Here is a 19,693-nt window from a genome sequence, read left to right as displayed (position 1 = left end):
GCTCGACAACGTTAGGTTAGCTTCTTACTCGCCGCGAGGCAAGGATAAGGAGGCATGATGCCAAACAGAGGAGATATCGTAAAACTGGTCGTTATCTGTACCACGGTGATCTTGTTGGTATGGATAACGCGCAGCAAACTTTGTGAGCTGCGTATTCGATCGGGCAACACGGAGGTTGCGGCCATTTTGGCCTACGAATCCGAACGGTAAGGCAACCCAACGGCGGGGGCTAGCTCCCGCCCGTTGGTTGTAAGCGTATACCCGTCGTCTTTCAAGTCGCAGCGTTGTTACCTGCACTATCTCACCCCAGTCACTTACAAAAACGTAAGCTCCTGGGGATGAGATAGCTTGGTGCCTAGCTGCAACTTGAAATCCATAGGGTATGGTATAGAGATCTATGAGCACCCATCTACAAACGAAAACGGCGAGCCTCAGGCTCGCCGTTGTTACGTCTAACGCTCAGGCTTACTTCAAACCAGCCGCTTCACGCAGTTGGGCTGCCTTGTCGGTCGCTTCCCATGGGAAGTGTTCGCGGCCAAAGTGGCCGTAAGCGGCGGTTTCACGGTAGATCGGTTGCAGCAGATCCATCATCTGGATCAGGCCGTATGGGCGCAGATCGAAGAACTCACGCACCAACAGGGTCAACTGCTCGGTCGAGATCTTTTCGGTGCCGAAGGTTTCCACCATGATGGAGGTGGGTTCCGCAACGCCAATAGCGTAGGACACCTGGATCTCACAACGATCTGCCAAGCCTGCGGCTACGATGTTTTTTGCCACGTAGCGTGCAGCGTAGGCTGCAGAGCGGTCAACCTTGGAAGGATCCTTGCCGGAGAACGCGCCGCCACCGTGACGAGCCATGCCGCCGTAAGTATCGACAATGATTTTACGGCCAGTCAGGCCACAATCGCCCATTGGGCCACCGATAACAAAACGGCCGGTTGGGTTGATGTGGTATTTGGTGCCTGCGGTCAGCCACTCGGCTGGCAGTACCGGCTTGATGATCTCTTCCATCACCGCTTCTTGCAGCTCTTTCAGCGCGATATCATCGGAGTGCTGGGTGGACAGCACCACGGCATCGATGCCGACGATTTTGCCATCGTCATACTGGAACGTGACCTGGCTTTTGGCGTCTGGGCGCAGCCAAGGTAGGGTGCCATTTTTACGCACTTCGGCCTGGCGTTGAACCAGACGGTGGGCATAAGTGATTGGCGCAGGCATCAACACGTCGGTTTCATTAGAGGCATAGCCAAACATCAAGCCCTGATCGCCAGCACCTTGCTCCAGCGGATCGCTACGGTCAACACCCTGGTTGATATCCGGTGACTGTTTACCAATGGCGCTCAATACGGCACAGGAGTTGGCATCAAAGCCCATATCAGAATGAATATAGCCAATCTCGCGCACGGTTTTGCGGGTGATCTCTTCGATATCGACCCAGGCGCTGGTGGTGATCTCGCCGCCAACCAGAACCATGCCGGTTTTCACGTAGGTTTCGCAGGCTACGCGGGCTTTTGGATCCTGTTCCAGAATGGCATCAAGAACGGCATCCGAGATCTGATCGGCAATTTTATCCGGATGTCCTTCGGAAACAGATTCGGACGTGAAGAGGTGTTTAGCCATGGTGTTCTTTACCTTGCAAAAGACGGGTTGGAAATTACTGCACAGCGCTGGAGATCCGGGCATCAAAGCGAAGGGTCTTCCGCTGATGGCGAGATGCATCCTGCAACGCCCCTCAGGCAAAGCCGTTAAGCAGTTTATCAGTTAATCGGTATAGATGGATTAACATCTGGACGTCTATTTTAGGTCAGCCTTTAGCCGGATTGCCAGCAATTTTTTCCCCTAACGCGCTTTTGTGCAAACCGCTTGTCGCCATTTTCATCGCTTGAAACAGTTTCTGGCGAATTTTCATTTTGCATTTTGCCTAGGGGTCCGGTATAAACTGCGCGCGCGGTTCATTTGGTGCACAGCGTATTGCAGGAAATTGTCACCCTCTGTAAAAGCAACGCCGCACCATGACCAGCCGTAGGTACCCCATGAGGGGACCACCGCTTCATTGAACGTTCACGTTCTTATACTATATAGAGGCTTTGTCGTTCATCGCGAGCGGCATGCGTGGAGGTGGTTGGATTAATGATCCGTTGTCTACTGGTTGTTGGTTCTCAACAGCAGTGCCGTTCTGGCGCGCATTCTTGTGCTATTTCCCGTCTTGTCTCTACACCATCTACCCGATGTTACACACATCTGGGCGCTACTCAGGATGCTCGGGCCGGTTAACGGCTGTCTGAAGCACTGAACAAGGGTAGCCTGCAGCCTTCCTGTGGGATGTTTTTTGACCCGATTCACGAGGTTTGAACAGGGTGTCTTACAAAAAATCTATTGGGTATAAACCGATCGCTGACCACGAACGGCAGGTGAATTCACTGCTAAAATGGGGTGTTTCCGGGTTGTTCTCGCGGGTTGTTGCTGCGATAGTGGCTGACTATATCGTCAGTTTGCAAGGTGAGGCGAGTAATGTCTGATGATATGCAGATCCAACGCCCGTCAGTAGCGGGTGAAAATTTATCTTTACGCTCCATGCAGGAGGTTGCCATGAATGATCGTAATGCCAGCAAGATGCTGCGCACTTATAACGTCGCCTACTGGGGCAACAATTACTTTGACGTCAATGAGCTGGGCCACATCAGCGTGTGCCCGGACCCAGACGTCCCGCATGCGCGCGTCGATCTCGCCGAGTTGGTGAAAGAGCGCCAAAAAGATGGCCAGCGCCTGCCTGCCTTGTTCTGCTTCCCGCAGATCTTGCAGCATCGTCTGCGTTCCATTAACGCCGCGTTCAAACGTGCGCGTGAATCCTTCGGCTACGAAGGTGGCTACTTTCTGGTTTACCCGATCAAGGTTAACCAGCACCGTCGCGTAATAGAATCACTGGTCAACTCCGGTGAACCATTGGGACTGGAAGCCGGTTCCAAGGCGGAACTGATGGCGGTACTGGCCCATGCCGGTATGACCCGCTCGGTGATCGTTTGCAACGGCTACAAAGACCGTGAATATGTTCGTCTGGCGCTGATCGGTGAAAAGCTGGGGCACAAAGTGTACCTGGTGATCGAGAAGATGTCGGAAATCCAGATGGTGCTGGAAGAAGCTGAACGCCTGAATGTGATCCCGCGCCTGGGTGTGCGTGCCCGCCTGGCCTCACAAGGGGCAGGTAAATGGCAGTCGAGCGGTGGCGAAAAATCCAAGTTCGGTCTGGCAGCCATTCAGGTATTAAAGCTGGTGGAGACCCTGCGTGAAGCGGGCCGCCTGGATAGCCTGCAATTGCTGCATTTCCACCTGGGTTCTCAGTTGGCCAATATTCGCGATATCGCTACCGGCGTACGTGAGTCTGCGCGTTTCTACGTAGAGCTGCATAAGCTGGGCGTAAACATTCAATGTTTCGACGTGGGTGGCGGCCTGGGTGTGGATTATGAAGGCACCCGTTCGCAGTCCGACTGTTCGGTGAACTACGGCCTGAATGAATATGCCAACAACGTGATTTGGGGGATCGGTGATGCCTGTAATGAGCATGGCCTGCCGCATCCAACGGTGATCACCGAGTCTGGCCGTGCCGTAACCGCCCATCATACGGTGCTGGTTTCCAATGTTATTGGCGTTGAGCGCAACGAATTCTGTGAGCCGGTTCCTCCGGTCGAAGATGCGCCGCGCGCGCTGGAAAGCATGTGGGAAACCTGGCAGGAAATGAACGAGCCGGAAAACCGTCGTTCGCTGCGTGAATGGTTGCACGATAGCCAGATGGATCTGCACGATGTGCATACCCAGTATGCCCATGGCATGTTGGATTTGACCAAGCGAGCCTATGCCGAGCAGCTGTATCTGAACATCTGCAACAAGATCCAGCAGCAGCTCGATCCGAGCAATCGTGCGCACCGGCCAATCATTGATGAATTGCAGGAGCGGATGGCGGACAAGTTCTACGTCAACTTCTCACTGTTCCAGTCGATGCCGGATGCCTGGGGTATCGACCAGCTGTTCCCGGTCTTGCCGTTGGAAGGTTTGGACAAGCCGCCGGAAGGCCGTGCGGTATTGCTGGATATCACCTGTGACTCCGATGGCACTATCGATCACTATATTGATGGTGACGGCGTAGCCACCACCATGCCGATGCCGCCGTACGATCCGGAAAACCCACCTCTGCTTGGGTTCTTCATGGTCGGTGCCTATCAGGAAATCCTGGGTAATATGCACAACCTGTTTGGCGATACGGCTTCGGTGGATGTGTTTGTGTTCCCTGACGGCAGCGTAGAAACCGAGCTGTCTGATGAAGGCGATAGCGTAGCCGATATGTTGGAATACGTGCAGCTCGATCCGATTGCACTGCTGGCTAAATTCCGCGATCAGGTGAAAGAAACCGATCTGGATGGCGAGTTGCAGGCGCAATTTGTCGAAGAGTTCGAGGCCGGTCTGTATGGCTACACTTATTTAGAAGATGAGTAAGCTATTCCGATAAGCTGACATACTTCCTATCAAGGGGCGCGGCAGGGGCTGCGCTCTTTCATTTACCTCTCTTAGCCCGTACCCCGCCAAATTAAAAATTCCACTTTAAATTTCAACGTACTCATGCAGTGCTCCTCAGTTATCACAAATTTGTGAACTCTCCGTGAGGATTTGGTCACGACTTTCTCTGTAGTTTGTCATTGTCGGTGAATAGCACCTGAGGTAACGATGATGATCAACAGACGGTATTTTATTCTGGGCGGAGGGGCACTCTCTATGGCCTACGCCGTGGGCCTGCTGCCTGCAATTTTCTCTCGTTCGGCGATGGCGGAGTCGTTTGCTGTCAATTATACCGCAGAGCAATGGCGGCAACGGCTTTCAGCCAGCCAATATGCGGTTTTGCGGGAGGAGGGGACGGAACCGCCTTACAGCAGTCCGCTTAACGATGAGCACCGCGATGGTCAGTTTGCCTGTGCGGGTTGCCAGCAGGCGCTGTTTTCTTCCCACACCAAGTTTGACAGCCATACCGGCTGGCCCAGTTTCTGGCAACCCCTCGAACAGGCGGTGGCGACGCGTAAGGATCGAACGCTGGGCATGGTCCGCGAAGAGGTGCATTGCAGCCGCTGCGGCGGGCATTTGGGGCACGTGTTTGACGATGGCCCGCAACCCACCGGTTTGCGCTACTGCATGAATGGTACTGCCATGCTCTTTACACCACGCTCGGCCTAACCAGAATAGTGAGGAATGAGATGAGAAACGTAGACAAAGTGATGCCATCGCTGGGTAAATACGGCCTATGGGGCGCGGTATTGGCTGCTAGCGTATTCTGCTGGCAAAGCATTGCCTGGCCACTGGGTGATGCCGAGGTGGCTGTGGCGATCCCTGCACCGGTAAAAGACGAAGCGCCAACGACATCACGCACGGAAACCGCGATCTTTGCCGGCGGTTGTTTCTGGGGCGTGCAAGGGGTATTCCAGCATGTCAAGGGTGTGGCCAATGCCGTATCGGGATATACCGGTGGTGCGGCACAAACGGCTAATTATGAGGCCGTCAGTGGAGGTGATACCGGCCATGCGGAGTCGGTGCAGGTCACCTTTGATCCACAGCAGATTTCCTATGGTCAACTGCTGCAAATCTATTTTTCGGTAGCACACAACCCAACCGAACTCGATCGCCAAGGGCCAGACAGCGGCACGCAATATCGCTCAGCCGTTTTCCCACTGTCGGCGTCACAACAGCAGGTTGCCGAGGCTTATATTGCACAGCTGAATGCCAGTAAACGTTTTGCTAAACCGCTGGTGACCCGAATTGAGGACAATGGCCACTTTTATCCTGCCGAGGCTTACCACCAAAACTATCTCACCCTTAACCCGGATCAGCCCTATATCGTGGTGAATGATTTGCCGAAGGTAAAACAGCTACAGCAGCTGTTTCCAACGCAATATCGTGCGGAGCCAGTATTGGTACACTGATCGCTGACTGGTCTCCCCTATACTTGGTAATAACGGGCACCTTGAAGAGTGAACCAAATACGGCGATAATCTACCCATTGAAACAGACATCGAATAAATCCCTTTCTCGTCGGGCTAACGACGCGGGAGGGATTTTTTTTTGCTACCGCCCAAGCGTCCGGCTACGGGCGAACCGTTGAAAAATGAGGGTAAATATGAGTACCTTAGGCCATCAGCCCGATAATTCCTTAGTGTCCAACGCCTTTGGTTTCCTGCGCTTTCCGCTGAACTTTATGCCTTACGATAGCGATGCAGAGTGGGTGATCACCGGTGTTCCTTTTGATATGGCTACCTCCGGCCGTGCCGGTGGACGTCATGGCCCTGCGGCGATCCGCCAGGTTTCTACCAATCTGGCATGGGAAGGGGCGCGCTGGCCGTGGAACTTTGATCTGCGCGATCGTCTGAACGTGGTCGATTGTGGTGACGTGGTATTCAACTTTGGTGATGCCCAGGATATGAGCGACAAGCTGCAGGCGCACGCAGAAAAACTGCTGGCAGCTGGCAAACGCATGCTCTCTTTCGGTGGTGACCACTTCGTGACGCTGCCGTTGCTGCGCGCGCATGCCAAGCATTTTGGCAAAATGGCGCTGGTGCATTTCGATGCCCATACCGATACCTACGCTAACGGTAGCAAGTTTGACCACGGCACCATGTTCTTCCATGCACCGAACGAAGGCCTGATCGATCCAAATCACTCGGTACAGATCGGTATCCGTACCGAGTTCGATCGTGACAACGGCTTCACCGTACTGGATGCTGCGCAGGTTAACGATCGTGGCGTGGACGATCTGCTGGCGCAGATCAAACAGATCGTTGGCGATATGCCGGTTTATCTGACCTTCGATATCGACTGCCTGGATCCGGCTTTCGCACCTGGCACCGGCACCCCGGTGATCGGCGGCCTGACCTCCGATCGCGCTCTGAAACTGGTGCGTGGTATGCAGTCGCTGAACATTGTCGGCATGGATGTGGTAGAAGTAGCTCCGGCTTACGACCAGTCAGAGATCACCGCATTGGCTGCGGCGACCTTGGGTCTGGAAATGTTGTATCTACAAGCTGCCAAAAAGCAGGGCTAAATCAGTTTGCTGAATGGGTAGGGGTCGTACATAGTCGACCGTAGGGGCGCTGCATGCTGCGCCCACTTGGCAGCGGCCCTTACCCGTCAACCCATCATGAAAATATTGCCGTGAAGATAAAGTGTATTTCGCGTTTACGGAGGAACCGTGCTGACTAAACCATCTATACGCCTCAACAAATATATTAGCGAGAGCGGCATCTGCTCGCGTCGCGATGCCGATCGTTACATCGAACAGGGCAATGTTTTTATCAACGGTAAGCGCGTGGCGCTCGGCGATCGGGTATTCGCTGGCGACGTGGTCAAGGTTAACGGGCAGCTTATTGAACCCCGCAACGAAGACAACCTGATTTTTATTGCGCTGAACAAGCCGGTGGGGATTGTCAGCACCACCGAAGACGGTGAGAAAGACAATATTGTCGATTTCGTCAACCACAGCACCCGTGTCTTCCCGATAGGGCGGTTGGATAAAGACTCGCAGGGGCTGATCTTCCTTACCAACCACGGCGATCTGGTGAACAAGATCCTGCGTGCCGGTAACGATCACGAAAAGGAATACCTGGTCACGGTCAACAAACCGGTGACCGATGACTTTATCCGTGGTTTGGGGGCCGGGGTGCCAATGCTGGGCACGGTGACCAAAAAATGCAAGGTGAAGAAGGAAGCCCCCTTTGTGTTCCGTATCGTGCTGGTGCAGGGGCTTAACCGCCAGATCCGCCGCATGTGTGAACATTTTGGTTATGAGGTGACCAAGCTGGAGCGTACCCGCATCATGAACGTGGGCCTGTCTGGGCTGCCGTTAGGAGAATGGCGCGATTTGACGGACGACGAATTGGTTGAGCTGTTTAAGCTGATTGAAGATTCCTCCTCTGAGGCCAAACCCGCGAAGAAAGCGGCCAAGCCCAAGCCTGCGGTGAAAAAACCGGCGAGCGGCGGGCAGAAAACCGCGGACAAAGCGGGCAGCCACGCACCAGCGCGTAAGCGCTTTGCTCAGCCAGGGCGCAAAAAGAAAGGGCGATAAGTCGGCGCTTTCTGCCAATTACTGCTGATTAAACGGCCTCAGTCTTGATGACTGGGGCCGTTTTACTTTGTTTTCACCCCCGGTGCATTTTTTCGTGATCCACTCCGCAGTTGTAACTTTAAAATAACCAATCATTAACATTCTTCTCTTTGCTGCCTTGACGAAAGATTCGCCATACCTATAGTGACTGTATTAAATAAGAAACTGAGTTTCATATATGAAACAATCAGATAGAGGACAGAAGCAATGAGCTGGAAGAACGTGTGCGAAGTGTCTCAAGTGAAAGAAGATTTTCCTTTCTCCGCCAGCGTTGAGGGAAAAGAAGTCGGCGTCTATTTGATCGACGGTCAATATTACGCGCTGGAAGACGTTTGCCCGCATGCCTATGCCTTGCTCAGCCAAGGGTTTGTTGATGACGGAAAAGTGGAGTGTCCACTGCACGAAGCGGTGTTCGATGTGCGTAGCGGCCAATGCCTGCGCGAACCCGGTGGCCGTGATCTGCAAACCTACCCTACCCGGGTGATCGATAATCAAATCCAAATCACCTTTATCGCGGAGGAATAAGCATGCAGCACATTACCGATTTCAACCCTTGGCTGCCGGATACCCAACAGGTGATCCCGGCACGTGAGGGCGGCAACGGCCAAATCCATCAACCCGGCCAGTTTCAGAATGTGATCTGGCAAAACCGGGCGCGCGTGCCGGATGGGTTTGAAACCGCGCTGGTGGCTGCGCTGGAAGAGATCTTTGAGCAAGGGGCGGAGGAGCTGGAGCAGATCGTCAGCGCGCTTAATCAACGTCGCCTGTTCGATCGCAGTGGTCAGCCTTGGAATGAAGCCACGTTCCGCGAATTCCTACATGTCAACGGTTTCTGAGCAGCACAGGGAGAAGGACAATGACAGCAAACACAACATCCTCCGCGCAGACGGTACAAGACTATCTGGATCAGGGCCTGCGCGGTATGTGGTACCCGGTATTGGCCAGTTGGGAAGTGGGTAATAACCCGGTGGGCATTACCCGTCTTGAACAACAGATTGTGGTATGGCGCGATAAACAAGGGGCGATCCACGCGCTGGAAGATCGTTGCCCGCACCGCGGTGCTCGCCTGTCGATGGGCTGGAACCTCGGCGATCGTATTGCCTGCTGGTATCACGGCGTTGAAGTCGGCGGTGATGGTGAGGTTAAAGATGTGCCAGCGGTAGACCGTTGCCCGCTGGTTGGGCAGAAATGCCTGAAGTCCTACCAGGCAAAAGAGGCTTACGGTGCGGTGTTCCTGTATTTCGGCGTCACTGCCGACGAACAGCCTGCCGAACTGACCTTCCCGCAGGAACTGGCGGATGAGGCCAACTACAGCAACTTCCTGTGTACCGCCAGCTGGGACTGCAACTATCAATACGCATTGGAAAACGTGATGGACCCGATGCATGGCACCTACCTGCACTCCTCATCGCATTCGATGGCGGAAGGAGATCGCAAGGCCGATATGGCGCTGGAACCCACCGACAGCGGTTTTATCTTTAAGAAGAACGGCCAGATTGGTGTGAACTTCGACTGGGTAGAATTTGGCAGCAGCGGTGCCTATTGGATGCGCCTGTCGATCCCTTACAAAAAGCGTTTTGGGCCAGGCGGCCACTTCTGGATCATCGGCATGGTGGTACCGGAAGATAAAGATCACTGCCGGGTATTCTTCTGGCGTATCCGCAAAGTGAAAGACTGGCAGCGTGATGCGTGGCGCTTTATGTACCGCAATCGTCTGGAAGAACTGCATTGGGACGTACTGGAGCAAGATCGCATCGTGCTGGAAAACATGGCACCGAACGCGCGCGGTCGTGAATACCTTTATCAGCATGACGTGGGTCTCTCCCGCCTGCGCCGTATGATGCAGAAAGAGGCACAAAAGCAGCTGGCAACGCTTAGCGAGCTGGAGGCTGCACAGTGAACGGCTTGCTGGCAGGAAAGCGTATCGTAGTCACCGGTGCGGCGCGTGGGCTGGGGCGCAGCTTTGCCGCTGCGGTGGCTCAGGCCGGGGCCAGCGTGGTGATGTGCGACATCCTGGCGAAGGAGTTGCAGGACAGCGCCGCCAGCCTGCGTGAGCAGGGGGCACAGGTTGAAGCTCAGGTTATCGATCTGGCTTCACCGCAATCCATCACCGCGGCGTTCAGTGCGATAGCCCAGGGCGGAGTGATCGACGGGCTAGTGAACAACGCCGCGATGGCTACCGGTATCGGTGGCAAAACCATGATGGAATACGACATTGAGCTGTGGGACAAGGTCATGCAGGTCAACGTACGGGGGACCTGGTTGGTGAGCCAGGCGGCGGTGCCATTATTGGCACAAACGCCGCATGCCAAAATCGTCAATGTTGCTTCGGATACCGCATTGTGGGGCGCGCCAAGGCTAATGGCCTATGTCGCGAGCAAAGGGGCGATCATCTCGATGACCCGTTCCATGGCGCGTGAGCTGGGGCCGCAGGGCATCTGCGTCAACGCCATCGCACCGGGCCTGACGCGCGTTGAAGCGACCGAATACGTCCCTGCCGAACGGCATCAGCTTTACGAGCAAGGCCGGGCACTGGCAGGTGCACAGCATCCGGACGATGTAACCGGTAGCGTGCTTTATCTGCTGTCGCCGCTGGCGGATTTTGTCACCGGCCAACTGATACCGGTCAACGGTGGTTTCGTGTTTAACTGACCGCCTGACGGACAGGCAAACATTTAGGAGCAGCACATGGCAGACGATCAAGCGTGTAAATATCTGATCCCGGGGCTGGATCGCGGGTTACAACTGTTGCTGGCCTTCGGCGAGCAGCATAAGGAAATGACCTTTGCAGAATTACATCGCCTGGTCGATATGCCAAAGGCAACCGCCTATCGTGTGGTGCAAACGTTGGAGCACTTGGGCTTTTTGGAGCGCAACCCGCGCACCAACACCTTTGCGCTGGGGATCAAAGTGCTGCGTCTGGGCTTTGAGTATATCGCCTCGCTGGATGTTGCCCAGGCTGGCCAACCGGTGATCGAGCAACTGCGCGATCACAGCCAATGCAGCAGCCATCTGGCGATCCGCGATGGGCATGATGTGATCTACATTGCCCGCGTCAGCGCTGCTGGTTCGCAGATCAACCAGGTCAGCGTGGGCACCCGTTTACCGGCGCACCGCACCTCTCTCGGCCGTATGCTGCTGACCAGTTCCAGCCGGGAAGAGTTTGAACGCCTGTTTCCGCATGAAGCCTTGCCCGATGCGGCCCCGGGGACTCCGGCCAATCGCGAAGCGCTGTGGCAGATGGTGCAACAGGATAAGGCCCGTGGCTATGTGATTGGCGAATCTTTCTTCCGCCACGGCATTTCCTCAATCGTCTATCCGATCTTTAACCGCGAACAGCGGGTGGAAGCGGTGGTCAGCATTATGGTGCCGTCCGATGAGATCCCAAAGGCGGATCGCGAGCGGTTGCGCATGGAAGTCCGAGACGCCGCAGTGAAAATTTCCGGCCTGCTGGGCGCGCCACCGCAGGCTAACGTCGGCTAACCGGCCGAACGCTTTGTTGTCTGGGCGAAGCTATTCGCCTATTACCAATCACTCAGGCAGGGATAAGACTCATGAGCTTCATGGGCCGGGGTCGATCATGCCTGAAAAACGCATTCAGCGAGAACGTGAGGCACAATAATGAGCATAACCGGAATCGAAAAGCTGGAATTTGGCGTCGAAGATCTGCCAACGTGCGAAAAGTTTATGCAGGACTTCGGTCTGCAACCGACGCTACAACATTGGGGCGAACCGCGCCGTGAATTTACCACGTTGAGCGGGGCTAGCGTGGTGCTGTATCCGCAAGACAGCGAGGTCTTACCGGCCGCGTTTGAAGCCGGTTCTACCCTGCGCCGCATGACCTGGGCGGTTGAAAGCCCGGCCGCGCTGGCTGCGTTGCAACCCCTGTTGGTGCAGATGCCTGGCTTCCGCCACGTTGGCGAAGAACTGGAATGTCGCGATCCCAACGGCATGACGCTGCGTTTTACCGTCACCGCGCAGCGGGTGGTAGAGCTGCCGGTTTCACCGATCAACCAATGGGGCGATGTACGCCGTATCGACCAGCCTAGCCCGGTTTATGCTAAAGCCGAACCGGTTAATATCGGCCACGTGGTGTTCTTCGTTGAGGATTTGGCTGCTACCGAACGCTTCTACTGCGATCTGCTCGGTTTCCAGGTGTCCGACCGCTATATCGATCGCGCCGTCTTCTTGAGAACCCAGGCACGCGGTGGTCATCACAACCTGTTCCTGCTGAAACTGCCTAACCGCCCACGGGGCCTAAACCACGTTGCTTTCACCGTACGCGATATCCATGAAGTGATCGGCGGCGGCATCGCGATGAATAAAGAGCAGTGGAGCACCTTTATTGGCCCAGGCCGCCACCCGATCTCCTCGGCCTATTTTTGGTACGTCAACAGCCCGACCGGCGGTGCCTTTGAGTATTACACCAATGATGACTACCTGACGGAAAACTGGCAGCCGCGTGAACTGGAGCATTCGCTGGTGTCGTTTACCGAATGGGCGGTCGAAGGCGGTATCGATCACGATACCCGCCGCCAACATAAGAAGCCGGGGGCGGTATGAGCCAAGCAACCCGTGCAGGCATTGTCATTATCGGCGGTGGTCAGGCCGGTGGTTGGGCGGCGAAAACGCTGCGTGATCGCGGTTATAGCGGCAGGCTGTCGGTGATCAGTGACGAGCCTTATGATTTTTACGAACGCCCACCGCTCTCCAAGGCAGCGCTGTTGGATGGTAGTGCGCCGCTCAGCCGCCTGTTCAGTGAAGAGGTGGTCGCCGGGATGAATATCGACTGGTACCGCCCACTTCGTGCCGAAGCCATCGACGGGCAGCAGCAAATCGTCACGCTCAGCGACGGCAGCCAGTTGCAGTTCGATCAACTGCTGATCGCCACCGGTGGCCGACCACGCCTGCCGGATGCCAGTTGGGCCAAGCACCCGCGAGTGATGACCCTGCGTTCCTGGGATGATGCGGCACGCCTGCGCCAAGGCTTACTGCAATGCCAAAAGCTGGCGATTGTGGGTGGTGGCTGGATCGGGTTGGAGATTGCCGCCTCGGCCCGCAAGCTGGGCGTTGACGTAACGGTGTTTGAGCGTCAACCCGCGCTGTGTATGCGTAGCGTAGGGGCTAGCGTTTCCCAGGCTTTGCTGGAACTGCATCAACAGCAAGGCGTTACCGTACATTGTGACTGCGGCGAGATCACGCTTGAAGATCGCGATGGTGAAGCCTGGATTGGCAGCGCCAGCAGTACCGCGCAGCCCTTCGACCTGGTGGTTGTCGGCATTGGCGTTGAACTGAATCTGGAACTGGCACGCACAGCCGGGCTGCGCCTTGAAGGCGGGATCGTCGTAGATGGGCAAGGGCGTACCAGCCACCCGGCCATTTTTGCCGCCGGCGATGTTGCGTGCCATCCCACCCTCGGCCTGTGTCTGCAATCCTGGGCCTACGCACAGAATCAGGCGATCAGCACCGCTTGCGCCATGTTGGATGCGTTTGCCGCACCTTACGATGATGTGGCCTGGCTGTGGTCGGATCAATACGACGCCAATATTCAAATCCTGGGCGTCCCTACCGGCGGCGTTCACCAGATAGTGCGCCGCACACCGCAGTCACAACTGTTTTTCACCCTGAATGCCGATCGGCAATTGGTGCAACTGGTCGCGTTTAACGACGCGCGTACCATCAAGTTGGGTAAACGCTGGCTGGCCAGTGGCCGGGTACTGGATCCGCAGCAACTGGCGGATGTGGAATTTTCTCTGATGGCGTTGAAATAACGCCCGACTCAAAGGGAGCGTTTTATGACTACGCAAGATATCGACGCCCGCAGCGGTCGGGTGGGGGATGCTGTTGCCGAAAATTCGCCAACCAGCGTGCGTTGGTCGGTGCCAGCAGCCCTGTTTGCCTGCGTGTTACTGGCGTTTTTCGACAAGATCAGCATTGCCGCGCTGTTTTCTGACCACGAGTTTCAGCAGGCGATGGGCATAGGCTTTGATCCCACCCGGCTCGGGCTGCTGATGAGCGCCTTTTTATTCTCTTACGGCTTTTCTTCGATGCTGTTGAGCGGCATTGGCGATCGGCTCAATCCGGTCAAAGTGCTGATTGGCATGATGGTGACCTGGGGCGTGCTGATGGTGCTGATGGGGATGACGCGCTCTTATCACACCATGATGACGCTGCGTATCCTGCTGGGCATCGCCGAAGGGCCGTTGTTGCCAATGGCTTATGCCATCGTACGCCAGGCTTTTCCGCAACGTCTCCAGGCGCGTGCCACCATGCTGTGGCTGCTGGGGACCCCGATTGGGGCGGCGCTGGGCTTCCCGGTCACGCTGTTCATTCTCAGCCGCTTTAACTGGGAAACCACCTTCTTCTTTATGGCGTTTCTGACCGTGCCGGTGATGTTGCTGGTGCTGTTTGGTATGCGTCACCTTAACGTGGCGCGCCCGGCTGCCAGCAACACCAGTAAACCGGCCGTTGCCGAACGTAAACAACTGCGCCGTGAACTGTTCAGCACTCCACATTTCTGGATGATTTGCCTGTTTAACATCGCGTTTCTCACCTACCTGTGGGGCATGAACGGCTGGCTACCGAGCTATCTGATCGAAGGCAAAGGCATTCATCTGGAGCACGCCGGATACCTGTCGTCACTGCCGTTTATTGCCATGCTGCTGGGTGAAGTGGTGGGGGCCTGGTTATCGGACAAGATGGATCGCCGCGCATTGGCCTGTTTCATCTCGCTATGCGGTGCCGGGATCGGTTTGGGTGTCGTTCTGCATATGCAAGGTACCTACAGCGTGATCGCCGCCATGTCCTTCAGCACCTTTATGTGGGGAGCCGGTGCGCCAAACATCTTCGCGCTGTTGGCCAAGGCAACCAGCAGCCGGGTGAGCGCTACCGCTGGCGGGGTATTTAACGGATTGGGTAATTTTGCCGGCGCATTGGCACCGGTGCTGATGGGGGCGCTGATCGCCGCCACCGGCAATATGGATAACGGTTTGCTGTTCCTGGTGGTGATGGCCTTTGCCGGCTGCGCCATTCTGCTGCCGTTACTGAATAAGTATTGATGCAACGAAGGAGAGACAACATGTCCCAGGTTGAGAAGAAAGCCGGCATCAAGCCGCAGGATCTGACAATGGAGAAGTGGGTGGAATCGCGTATCGCCCGTTTCGAAGGCCGTAAATATGACTGGAACGCGCTGAAGTTTCAGGCCGATTACGATCCAAAGTACCGCCGTGCGCAGATGCGTTATATCGGCACTGGTGCCACTGGCGTCGTCAGCGACACCAACACCATTCCGGCGGGGAACTTTACCTTCTCTACCATGGTACTGCCGTCGAAATGTGAGGGGCCATTGCACCTGCATGACGACGTTGAAGAAGTGTTCTTTATGCTCAAAGGCAAAATCACGCTGATGATCCAGGACGGTGAAGAGTATTACGAAACCATCCTGAAAGAGCGTGACCTGATTTCTGTTCCGGCGGGGATTTATCGCGGCCTGTTCAATCACGGCGAAGAAGAAGCGCTGATGTGCGTGATGCTCGGTACTTCCAAGCCGGAAACCCCGACTTACCCGGCCGATCACCCGTTGTCGAAAGTGAAGCGCAACTGATGAACGGCTTACCGGAACGCCAGCAGGCGGATTGTGGAGGCCGACGGCTGAGTTGGCGCGAAGCCGGGCATGGCCGGGCCGTGGTACTGCTGCATGGCATCAGTTCCGGTTCCGCTTCGTGGGTGAAGCAGTTCAGCGATCGCGCCCTGACCGACGGCCACCGCCTGATTGCCTGGGATGCTCCGGGTTATGGCAGTAGCGCAGCGCTGGCGCAGGCAGAACCAGATGCTACTGCTTATGCCAACGCGCTGGCGGCGCTGATCGCCGAGTTGCAGTTACAACAGCCGCTGATCGTGGGGCATTCGCTCGGTGCGTTGATCGGTAGTGCCTTTGCTGCCGCCAACCCAGATGGGGTGAGTGGACTGGTATTAGCCGATCCGGCGCAGGGCTATGCCACTGCGCCGCTGGAAAAACGCCAGCAGGTGTATGGCCAACGCAAACAGATGATCGAAACGCTTGGCCCACAGGGCTACGGCGAACAGCGAGCGGCGGCACTGCTACGTGAAGATGCGGATCCGCAGGATATTGCCTGGGTACGCAGCGGCATGCAGCAACTTGATCCAGCCGGTTTTCTCAGTGCCGCCTGGATGCTGGCCAATGACGATATCAACCGTTACCTGGTGCGCTATCGCGGCTCGTTACAGGTGTGGTGTGGCAGTGTCGATCGCATCACGCCACCGCAGGGGGCCGCAACGTTGGCGCAACAGCAGGATGCGACAATCCGTCTGATTGATGCGGCGGGGCATGCCAGCTATCTCGATGCGCCAGCGCTGTTTAACCGCTATTTGCAGGACTTTACGGGGGCAATCCAACCATGAATTTTCAGATTGAACGGCGAGTGGCGGTGGTCACCGGAGGATCCTCGGGGATCGGTTTTGAAACGCTGCGTCTATTGCTGGCCGAAGGGGCGAAAGTCGCTTTCTGTGGCCGCAATCAGGACAAACTGGCCAGCGCCGAGGCCAGCCTGCGTGAAGAGTTCCCGCAGGCGGAGATCCTGGCGTTACGTTGTGATGTGCTCGACGCCGAGCAGGTTGCCAAGTTTGCCGAGCAGGTCAGCACGCATTTTGGCGCAGTGGATATGTTGATCAACAACGCCGGGCAGGGGTTTGTGGCACATTTCGATCAGACACCGCGTGAAGCCTGGTTGCATGAGGCAGAGCTAAAACTGTTCGGGGTGATCAACCCGGTGCAGGCCTTTTTACCGGCGCTGGAGCGTTCAGATATCGCCTCCATTACCTGCGTTAACTCATTGCTGGCCCTGCAGCCGGAAGAGCACATGATTGCCACCTCGGCGGCCCGTGCCGCGTTGCTCAACATGACGCTGACCTTATCGAAAGAGCTGGTGAGCAAAGGGGTCCGCGTCAATTCCATCCTACTGGGCATGGTGGAGTCGGGCCAATGGCGGCGGCGCTTTGCCGAACGCCAGGATCAACAACAAAGCTGGGAACAGTGGACAGCAGCGATTGCCGAGCGGCGTGGCATCCCTATGGGGCGTTTAGGTAAACCGCAGGAACCGGCACGGGCGCTGCTGTTTTTAGCCTCCCCCATGTCCTCCTTTACTACCGGCGCGGCGCTGGACGTTTCCGGCGGTTTCAATCGCCATCTCTGACGGGACTGAAAAGATGAAAAAGATCATGATGATTGGCTATGGCGCGATGGCAAAAGAGGTGCTTGCGCGCCTGCCGGAGGGCGTGGCAGTGGGTTGGATCGTGGCACGGGAAACGCATCATGTTGAGATCGACGCTGCATTTGCCGGACAGGTGCAGGCGCTGACCCATCCTGACCAGTGTACCGAGCAACCTGATTTGGTGGTGGAGTGTGCCAGCCAGCAGGCGGTCGCCGAGTTTGGTGAGGCCATCGTTAAACGTGGCTGGCGGCTGGCGGTGATCTCTACTGGCGCTCTGGCAGATGCTGCATTGCAACTGCGTTTGCAGCAGGCCTGCGCACGCTACCACGGGCAGCTGATTGTGCTGTCTGGTGCGGTGGCGGGTATGGATGGCCTGGCTTCGGCGCGGGAAGGCGGGTTGGACAGTGTGACCTATCAGTCCAGCAAAAGCCCGGCCAGTTGGCGCGGCAGCCCGGCGGAAAAACTGATTAATCTGGATGCCGTCAGCGAAGCGCAGGTGTTCTTTGAAGGGTCGGCCCGGGAAGCCGCAAGCATGTTCCCAGCCAACGCCAACGTAGCGGCCACCATTGCGCTGCATGGCTTGGGGATGGATGCCACGCGGGTACGCTTGCAGGTAGATCCGCATACTCAACGTAATACTCACCGCTTACAGGTGTGCGGCCAGTTTGGCGAGTTCCAGATTGAGCTGTGCGGCAACCCACTGGCCAGCAACCCGAAAACGTCAACGCTGGCGGCGCTGAGTGCGGTACAAGCCTGCCGCAGTCTGGTGGACGGCGGTTTTATTGCCTGAATGGCAGGAGCAGAGCATGGAAACGTTAAAGATTTTTCTTGCCGGCCGCTGGTGCGAAGGGCGCGGCGAAGAGATGAGTTCGGTTTTCCCGGCTGATGGCAGCGTGAATGCTCGCCTGCGAGCGGCCAACGTCGAGGATGTGAATGAGGCCGTTGCGGCGGCAGAAAAAGCCTGGCGCGATCCGAGCTGGCGTGGACTGGTGCCGCATCAGCGTGCGGCGATCCTGCATCGCGTCAGCGATTTGATTACTGAACAAGTAGAGGAATTGGCGCAGTTGCAAACCCGTGACAATGGCAAACCGCTGGCGGAAACCCGTGGTCTGGTCATGAGCGCGGCGGCTACGGCTCGCTATTTTGCTGCTGCCTGTGAGGTACTGGAGGGAGAGCTTCCCACCCAGCGTAACCGTGACGCGATGACGCTGAGCCAGTATCAGCCGCTGGGCGTGATAGCGGCGATCACGCCGTGGAACTCACCGATTGCCAGTGAAATGCAGAAGGTGGCTCCGGCGCTGGCGGCAGGGAATGCGGTGGTACTGAAACCGGCAGAAGCCACGCCGTTAATGGCGCTGAAGCTGGCCGAACTGTTTGAACAGGCAGGCTTGCCTGCCGGCTTACTCAGCGTATTGCCGGGCAAGGGCTCGGTGATTGGTGAAGCCCTGGCTCGCCATCCGTTGGTGAAAAAGATCTCCTTCACCGGCGGGACTTCCACTGGCCGTCATTTGGCGCATATTGCCGCAGAAAAACTGATCCCTACCTCGTTAGAGTTGGGAGGCAAGTCGCCCACCATCGTGCTGGAAGATGCGGATCTGGAACAGGCTGCACGTGGTATCTGCTACGGCATTTTCAGCTCGGCCGGGCAGGCATGTATCGCCGGTTCACGGCTGTTTGTGCACCGTTCGCTGTATCAGCCGCTGTTGACCCGTTTATGCGAGCTGACCGCCGGGCTGCGTATTGGTAACCCGCTGCAAGCCGGCGTCCACCTCGGCCCGCTGATCAGCCACAAGCATCGCCAGAGCGTCGCGGACTACGTGGCCTTGGCTCAGCAGGAAGGGGGCAGGGTGCTCATTGGCGGTGAAGCCCCAGCCGATCCGCAGTTGGCCCAGGGCAGCTATTACCTACCGACCATTATTGAAGGGTTGAGCAACAGTGCCCGCACTTGCCAGGAAGAAATCTTTGGCCCGGTGCTGGTGGTGTTGCCGTTTGATGATGAACAACAACTGATCGAACAGGCCAACGACTCGATCTATGGCCTGGCTGCCGGGATCTGGAGCCGTGATTTTGCCCGCTCGATGGCGCTGGCGGAACAGCTGGAAACCGGCACCGTCTGGATCAATACCTACAAGACATTCTCGATTTCCACACCGTTTGGCGGCTTTAAACAAAGTGGCCTAGGGCGCGAAAAGGGCCTGCATGGCATCCAGGCCTATATGCAACAAAAGAGTTTGTATCTCTCCCTTAACAACCAACCTAACTGTTGGAGTAATTAACTCGCGGTTAGAACTCCCTGTTTACCCTATGGATTTCAAGTTGTAGCTAGGCG

Annotated in this window: 21 protein-coding genes; 20 read left to right on the top strand and 1 reads right to left on the bottom strand. The window is 56.4% G+C overall.

Going from position 1 to position 19,693, the window contains the following annotated elements; all coding sequences use genetic code 11:
• The first annotated feature begins 57 nt into the window (after nucleotides 1-57).
• Nucleotides 58-210: a Hok/Gef family protein gene (locus KAJ71_RS11865; protein ID WP_024484362.1), complete on the top strand. Its 153-nt coding sequence runs from the start codon at nucleotides 58-60 to the stop codon at nucleotides 208-210.
• 255 nt (nucleotides 211-465) lie between these two features.
• Here the strand turns inward: KAJ71_RS11865 and metK are convergent, their stop codons facing one another.
• Nucleotides 466-1,620, bottom strand: a complete 1,155-nt coding sequence (gene metK / locus KAJ71_RS11860) for a methionine adenosyltransferase (RefSeq protein WP_248945919.1) — start codon at nucleotides 1,618-1,620, stop codon at nucleotides 466-468.
• A gap of 510 nt (nucleotides 1,621-2,130) precedes the next feature.
• On the opposite strand from metK, the gene yqgG reads away from it, so the two are divergent.
• The 19 genes from yqgG (at nucleotide 2,131) to KAJ71_RS11770 (ending at nucleotide 19,640) form a co-directional block, all read left to right on the top strand.
• Nucleotides 2,131-2,274, top strand: coding sequence for a small protein YqgG (gene yqgG / locus KAJ71_RS23710; protein ID WP_446033330.1), 144 nt, complete (start codon nucleotides 2,131-2,133; stop codon nucleotides 2,272-2,274).
• 237 nt (nucleotides 2,275-2,511) lie between these two features.
• Nucleotides 2,512-4,488, top strand: coding sequence for a biosynthetic arginine decarboxylase (gene speA / locus KAJ71_RS11855; RefSeq protein ID WP_248945918.1), 1,977 nt, complete (start codon nucleotides 2,512-2,514; stop codon nucleotides 4,486-4,488).
• Between the two features lie 276 nt (nucleotides 4,489-4,764).
• Nucleotides 4,765-5,217 (top strand): peptide-methionine (R)-S-oxide reductase MsrB, encoded by a 453-nt coding sequence (gene msrB, locus KAJ71_RS11850; protein WP_248945917.1) that lies wholly within the window; start codon nucleotides 4,765-4,767, stop codon nucleotides 5,215-5,217.
• Nucleotides 5,218-5,237: 20 nt separating this feature from the next.
• Nucleotides 5,238-5,960 carry a peptide-methionine (S)-S-oxide reductase MsrA gene (gene msrA, locus KAJ71_RS11845; RefSeq protein ID WP_248945916.1) on the top strand — a complete coding sequence of 241 codons (723 nt, stop codon included), beginning with the start codon at nucleotides 5,238-5,240 and terminating at the stop codon, nucleotides 5,958-5,960.
• Nucleotides 5,961-6,154: 194 nt separating this feature from the next.
• The gene (gene speB / locus KAJ71_RS11840; protein WP_024484368.1) at nucleotides 6,155-7,075 is read left to right on the top strand and encodes an agmatinase; all 921 of its coding nucleotides are present in this window, start codon (nucleotides 6,155-6,157) and stop codon (nucleotides 7,073-7,075) included.
• Nucleotides 7,076-7,222: 147 nt separating this feature from the next.
• Complete coding sequence (rluF, locus tag KAJ71_RS11835; RefSeq protein ID WP_065684511.1) at nucleotides 7,223-8,095, top strand: 23S rRNA pseudouridine(2604) synthase RluF; 873 nt, start codon at nucleotides 7,223-7,225, stop codon at nucleotides 8,093-8,095.
• A gap of 246 nt (nucleotides 8,096-8,341) precedes the next feature.
• Nucleotides 8,342-8,659 carry a Rieske (2Fe-2S) protein gene (locus KAJ71_RS11830; RefSeq protein WP_248945915.1) on the top strand — a complete coding sequence of 106 codons (318 nt, stop codon included), beginning with the start codon at nucleotides 8,342-8,344 and terminating at the stop codon, nucleotides 8,657-8,659.
• A gap of 2 nt (nucleotides 8,660-8,661) precedes the next feature.
• Nucleotides 8,662-8,970, top strand: a complete 309-nt coding sequence (locus KAJ71_RS11825) for a recombinase-like helix-turn-helix domain-containing protein (RefSeq protein ID WP_248945914.1) — start codon at nucleotides 8,662-8,664, stop codon at nucleotides 8,968-8,970.
• Nucleotides 8,971-8,990: 20 nt separating this feature from the next.
• Nucleotides 8,991-10,034, top strand: coding sequence for a Rieske 2Fe-2S domain-containing protein (locus tag KAJ71_RS11820; protein ID WP_248945913.1), 1,044 nt, complete (start codon nucleotides 8,991-8,993; stop codon nucleotides 10,032-10,034).
• On the top strand, nucleotides 10,031-10,786 hold the full coding sequence (locus KAJ71_RS11815) for an SDR family oxidoreductase (protein ID WP_248945912.1): 756 nt from the start codon (nucleotides 10,031-10,033) through the stop codon (nucleotides 10,784-10,786). The genes KAJ71_RS11820 and KAJ71_RS11815 overlap by 4 nt, the downstream gene beginning before the upstream one ends.
• A 36-nt stretch (nucleotides 10,787-10,822) precedes the next feature.
• Nucleotides 10,823-11,617: an IclR family transcriptional regulator gene (locus tag KAJ71_RS11810; protein WP_248945911.1), complete on the top strand. Its 795-nt coding sequence runs from the start codon at nucleotides 10,823-10,825 to the stop codon at nucleotides 11,615-11,617.
• Between the two features lie 138 nt (nucleotides 11,618-11,755).
• Nucleotides 11,756-12,697 carry a VOC family protein gene (locus tag KAJ71_RS11805; RefSeq protein WP_248945910.1) on the top strand — a complete coding sequence of 314 codons (942 nt, stop codon included), beginning with the start codon at nucleotides 11,756-11,758 and terminating at the stop codon, nucleotides 12,695-12,697.
• Entirely contained in the window at nucleotides 12,694-13,905 is a 1,212-nt protein-coding gene (locus tag KAJ71_RS11800; RefSeq protein WP_248945909.1) for an NAD(P)/FAD-dependent oxidoreductase, read from the top strand. The genes KAJ71_RS11805 and KAJ71_RS11800 overlap by 4 nt, the downstream gene beginning before the upstream one ends.
• 24 nt (nucleotides 13,906-13,929) lie before the next feature.
• Nucleotides 13,930-15,192, top strand: a complete 1,263-nt coding sequence (locus KAJ71_RS11795) for an MFS transporter (protein ID WP_248945908.1) — start codon at nucleotides 13,930-13,932, stop codon at nucleotides 15,190-15,192.
• 20 nt (nucleotides 15,193-15,212) lie between these two features.
• The gene (locus KAJ71_RS11790; RefSeq protein WP_248945907.1) at nucleotides 15,213-15,737 is read left to right on the top strand and encodes a cupin domain-containing protein; all 525 of its coding nucleotides are present in this window, start codon (nucleotides 15,213-15,215) and stop codon (nucleotides 15,735-15,737) included.
• Nucleotides 15,737-16,555, top strand: coding sequence for an alpha/beta fold hydrolase (locus tag KAJ71_RS11785; RefSeq protein ID WP_248945906.1), 819 nt, complete (start codon nucleotides 15,737-15,739; stop codon nucleotides 16,553-16,555). The genes KAJ71_RS11790 and KAJ71_RS11785 overlap by 1 nt, the downstream gene beginning before the upstream one ends.
• The gene (locus KAJ71_RS11780; protein WP_024528296.1) at nucleotides 16,552-17,346 is read left to right on the top strand and encodes an SDR family oxidoreductase; all 795 of its coding nucleotides are present in this window, start codon (nucleotides 16,552-16,554) and stop codon (nucleotides 17,344-17,346) included. The genes KAJ71_RS11785 and KAJ71_RS11780 overlap by 4 nt, the downstream gene beginning before the upstream one ends.
• Nucleotides 17,347-17,359: 13 nt before the next feature.
• Complete coding sequence (locus KAJ71_RS11775) at nucleotides 17,360-18,154, top strand: aspartate dehydrogenase (RefSeq protein ID WP_248945905.1); 795 nt, start codon at nucleotides 17,360-17,362, stop codon at nucleotides 18,152-18,154.
• A gap of 16 nt (nucleotides 18,155-18,170) precedes the next feature.
• Nucleotides 18,171-19,640: an aldehyde dehydrogenase gene (locus KAJ71_RS11770; protein ID WP_248945904.1), complete on the top strand. Its 1,470-nt coding sequence runs from the start codon at nucleotides 18,171-18,173 to the stop codon at nucleotides 19,638-19,640.
• The last annotated feature ends 53 nt before the right edge of the window (nucleotides 19,641-19,693 follow it).

Origin of the sequence: Serratia silvae (assembly GCF_023282985.1) — a bacterium.
GTDB classification, from domain to species: domain Bacteria; phylum Pseudomonadota; class Gammaproteobacteria; order Enterobacterales; family Enterobacteriaceae; genus Chania; species Chania silvae.
Note: the sequence above shows the minus strand (reverse complement) of the source record. Positions and strands in the feature narration are given on the sequence as shown.

Excerpts from the sequence above, each read along its gene's own strand:
- KAJ71_RS11865 (WP_024484362.1), top strand. The coding sequence starts at position 58 with ATGCCAAACAGAGGAGATATCGTAAAACTGGTCGTTATCTGTACCACG.
- metK (WP_248945919.1), bottom strand. The coding sequence starts at position 1,620 with ATGGCTAAACACCTCTTCACGTCCGAATCTGTTTCCGAAGGACATCCG.
- yqgG (WP_446033330.1), top strand. The coding sequence starts at position 2,131 with ATGATCCGTTGTCTACTGGTTGTTGGTTCTCAACAGCAGTGCCGTTCT.
- speA (WP_248945918.1), top strand. The coding sequence starts at position 2,512 with ATGTCTGATGATATGCAGATCCAACGCCCGTCAGTAGCGGGTGAAAAT.
- msrB (WP_248945917.1), top strand. The coding sequence starts at position 4,765 with ATGGCCTACGCCGTGGGCCTGCTGCCTGCAATTTTCTCTCGTTCGGCG.
- msrA (WP_248945916.1), top strand. The coding sequence starts at position 5,238 with ATGAGAAACGTAGACAAAGTGATGCCATCGCTGGGTAAATACGGCCTA.
- speB (WP_024484368.1), top strand. The coding sequence starts at position 6,155 with ATGAGTACCTTAGGCCATCAGCCCGATAATTCCTTAGTGTCCAACGCC.
- KAJ71_RS11830 (WP_248945915.1), top strand. The coding sequence starts at position 8,342 with ATGAGCTGGAAGAACGTGTGCGAAGTGTCTCAAGTGAAAGAAGATTTT.
- KAJ71_RS11825 (WP_248945914.1), top strand. The coding sequence starts at position 8,662 with ATGCAGCACATTACCGATTTCAACCCTTGGCTGCCGGATACCCAACAG.
- KAJ71_RS11820 (WP_248945913.1), top strand. The coding sequence starts at position 8,991 with ATGACAGCAAACACAACATCCTCCGCGCAGACGGTACAAGACTATCTG.
- KAJ71_RS11810 (WP_248945911.1), top strand. The coding sequence starts at position 10,823 with ATGGCAGACGATCAAGCGTGTAAATATCTGATCCCGGGGCTGGATCGC.
- KAJ71_RS11805 (WP_248945910.1), top strand. The coding sequence starts at position 11,756 with ATGAGCATAACCGGAATCGAAAAGCTGGAATTTGGCGTCGAAGATCTG.
- KAJ71_RS11800 (WP_248945909.1), top strand. The coding sequence starts at position 12,694 with ATGAGCCAAGCAACCCGTGCAGGCATTGTCATTATCGGCGGTGGTCAG.
- KAJ71_RS11795 (WP_248945908.1), top strand. The coding sequence starts at position 13,930 with ATGACTACGCAAGATATCGACGCCCGCAGCGGTCGGGTGGGGGATGCT.
- KAJ71_RS11790 (WP_248945907.1), top strand. The coding sequence starts at position 15,213 with ATGTCCCAGGTTGAGAAGAAAGCCGGCATCAAGCCGCAGGATCTGACA.
- KAJ71_RS11785 (WP_248945906.1), top strand. The coding sequence starts at position 15,737 with ATGAACGGCTTACCGGAACGCCAGCAGGCGGATTGTGGAGGCCGACGG.
- KAJ71_RS11780 (WP_024528296.1), top strand. The coding sequence starts at position 16,552 with ATGAATTTTCAGATTGAACGGCGAGTGGCGGTGGTCACCGGAGGATCC.
- KAJ71_RS11775 (WP_248945905.1), top strand. The coding sequence starts at position 17,360 with ATGAAAAAGATCATGATGATTGGCTATGGCGCGATGGCAAAAGAGGTG.
- KAJ71_RS11770 (WP_248945904.1), top strand. The coding sequence starts at position 18,171 with ATGGAAACGTTAAAGATTTTTCTTGCCGGCCGCTGGTGCGAAGGGCGC.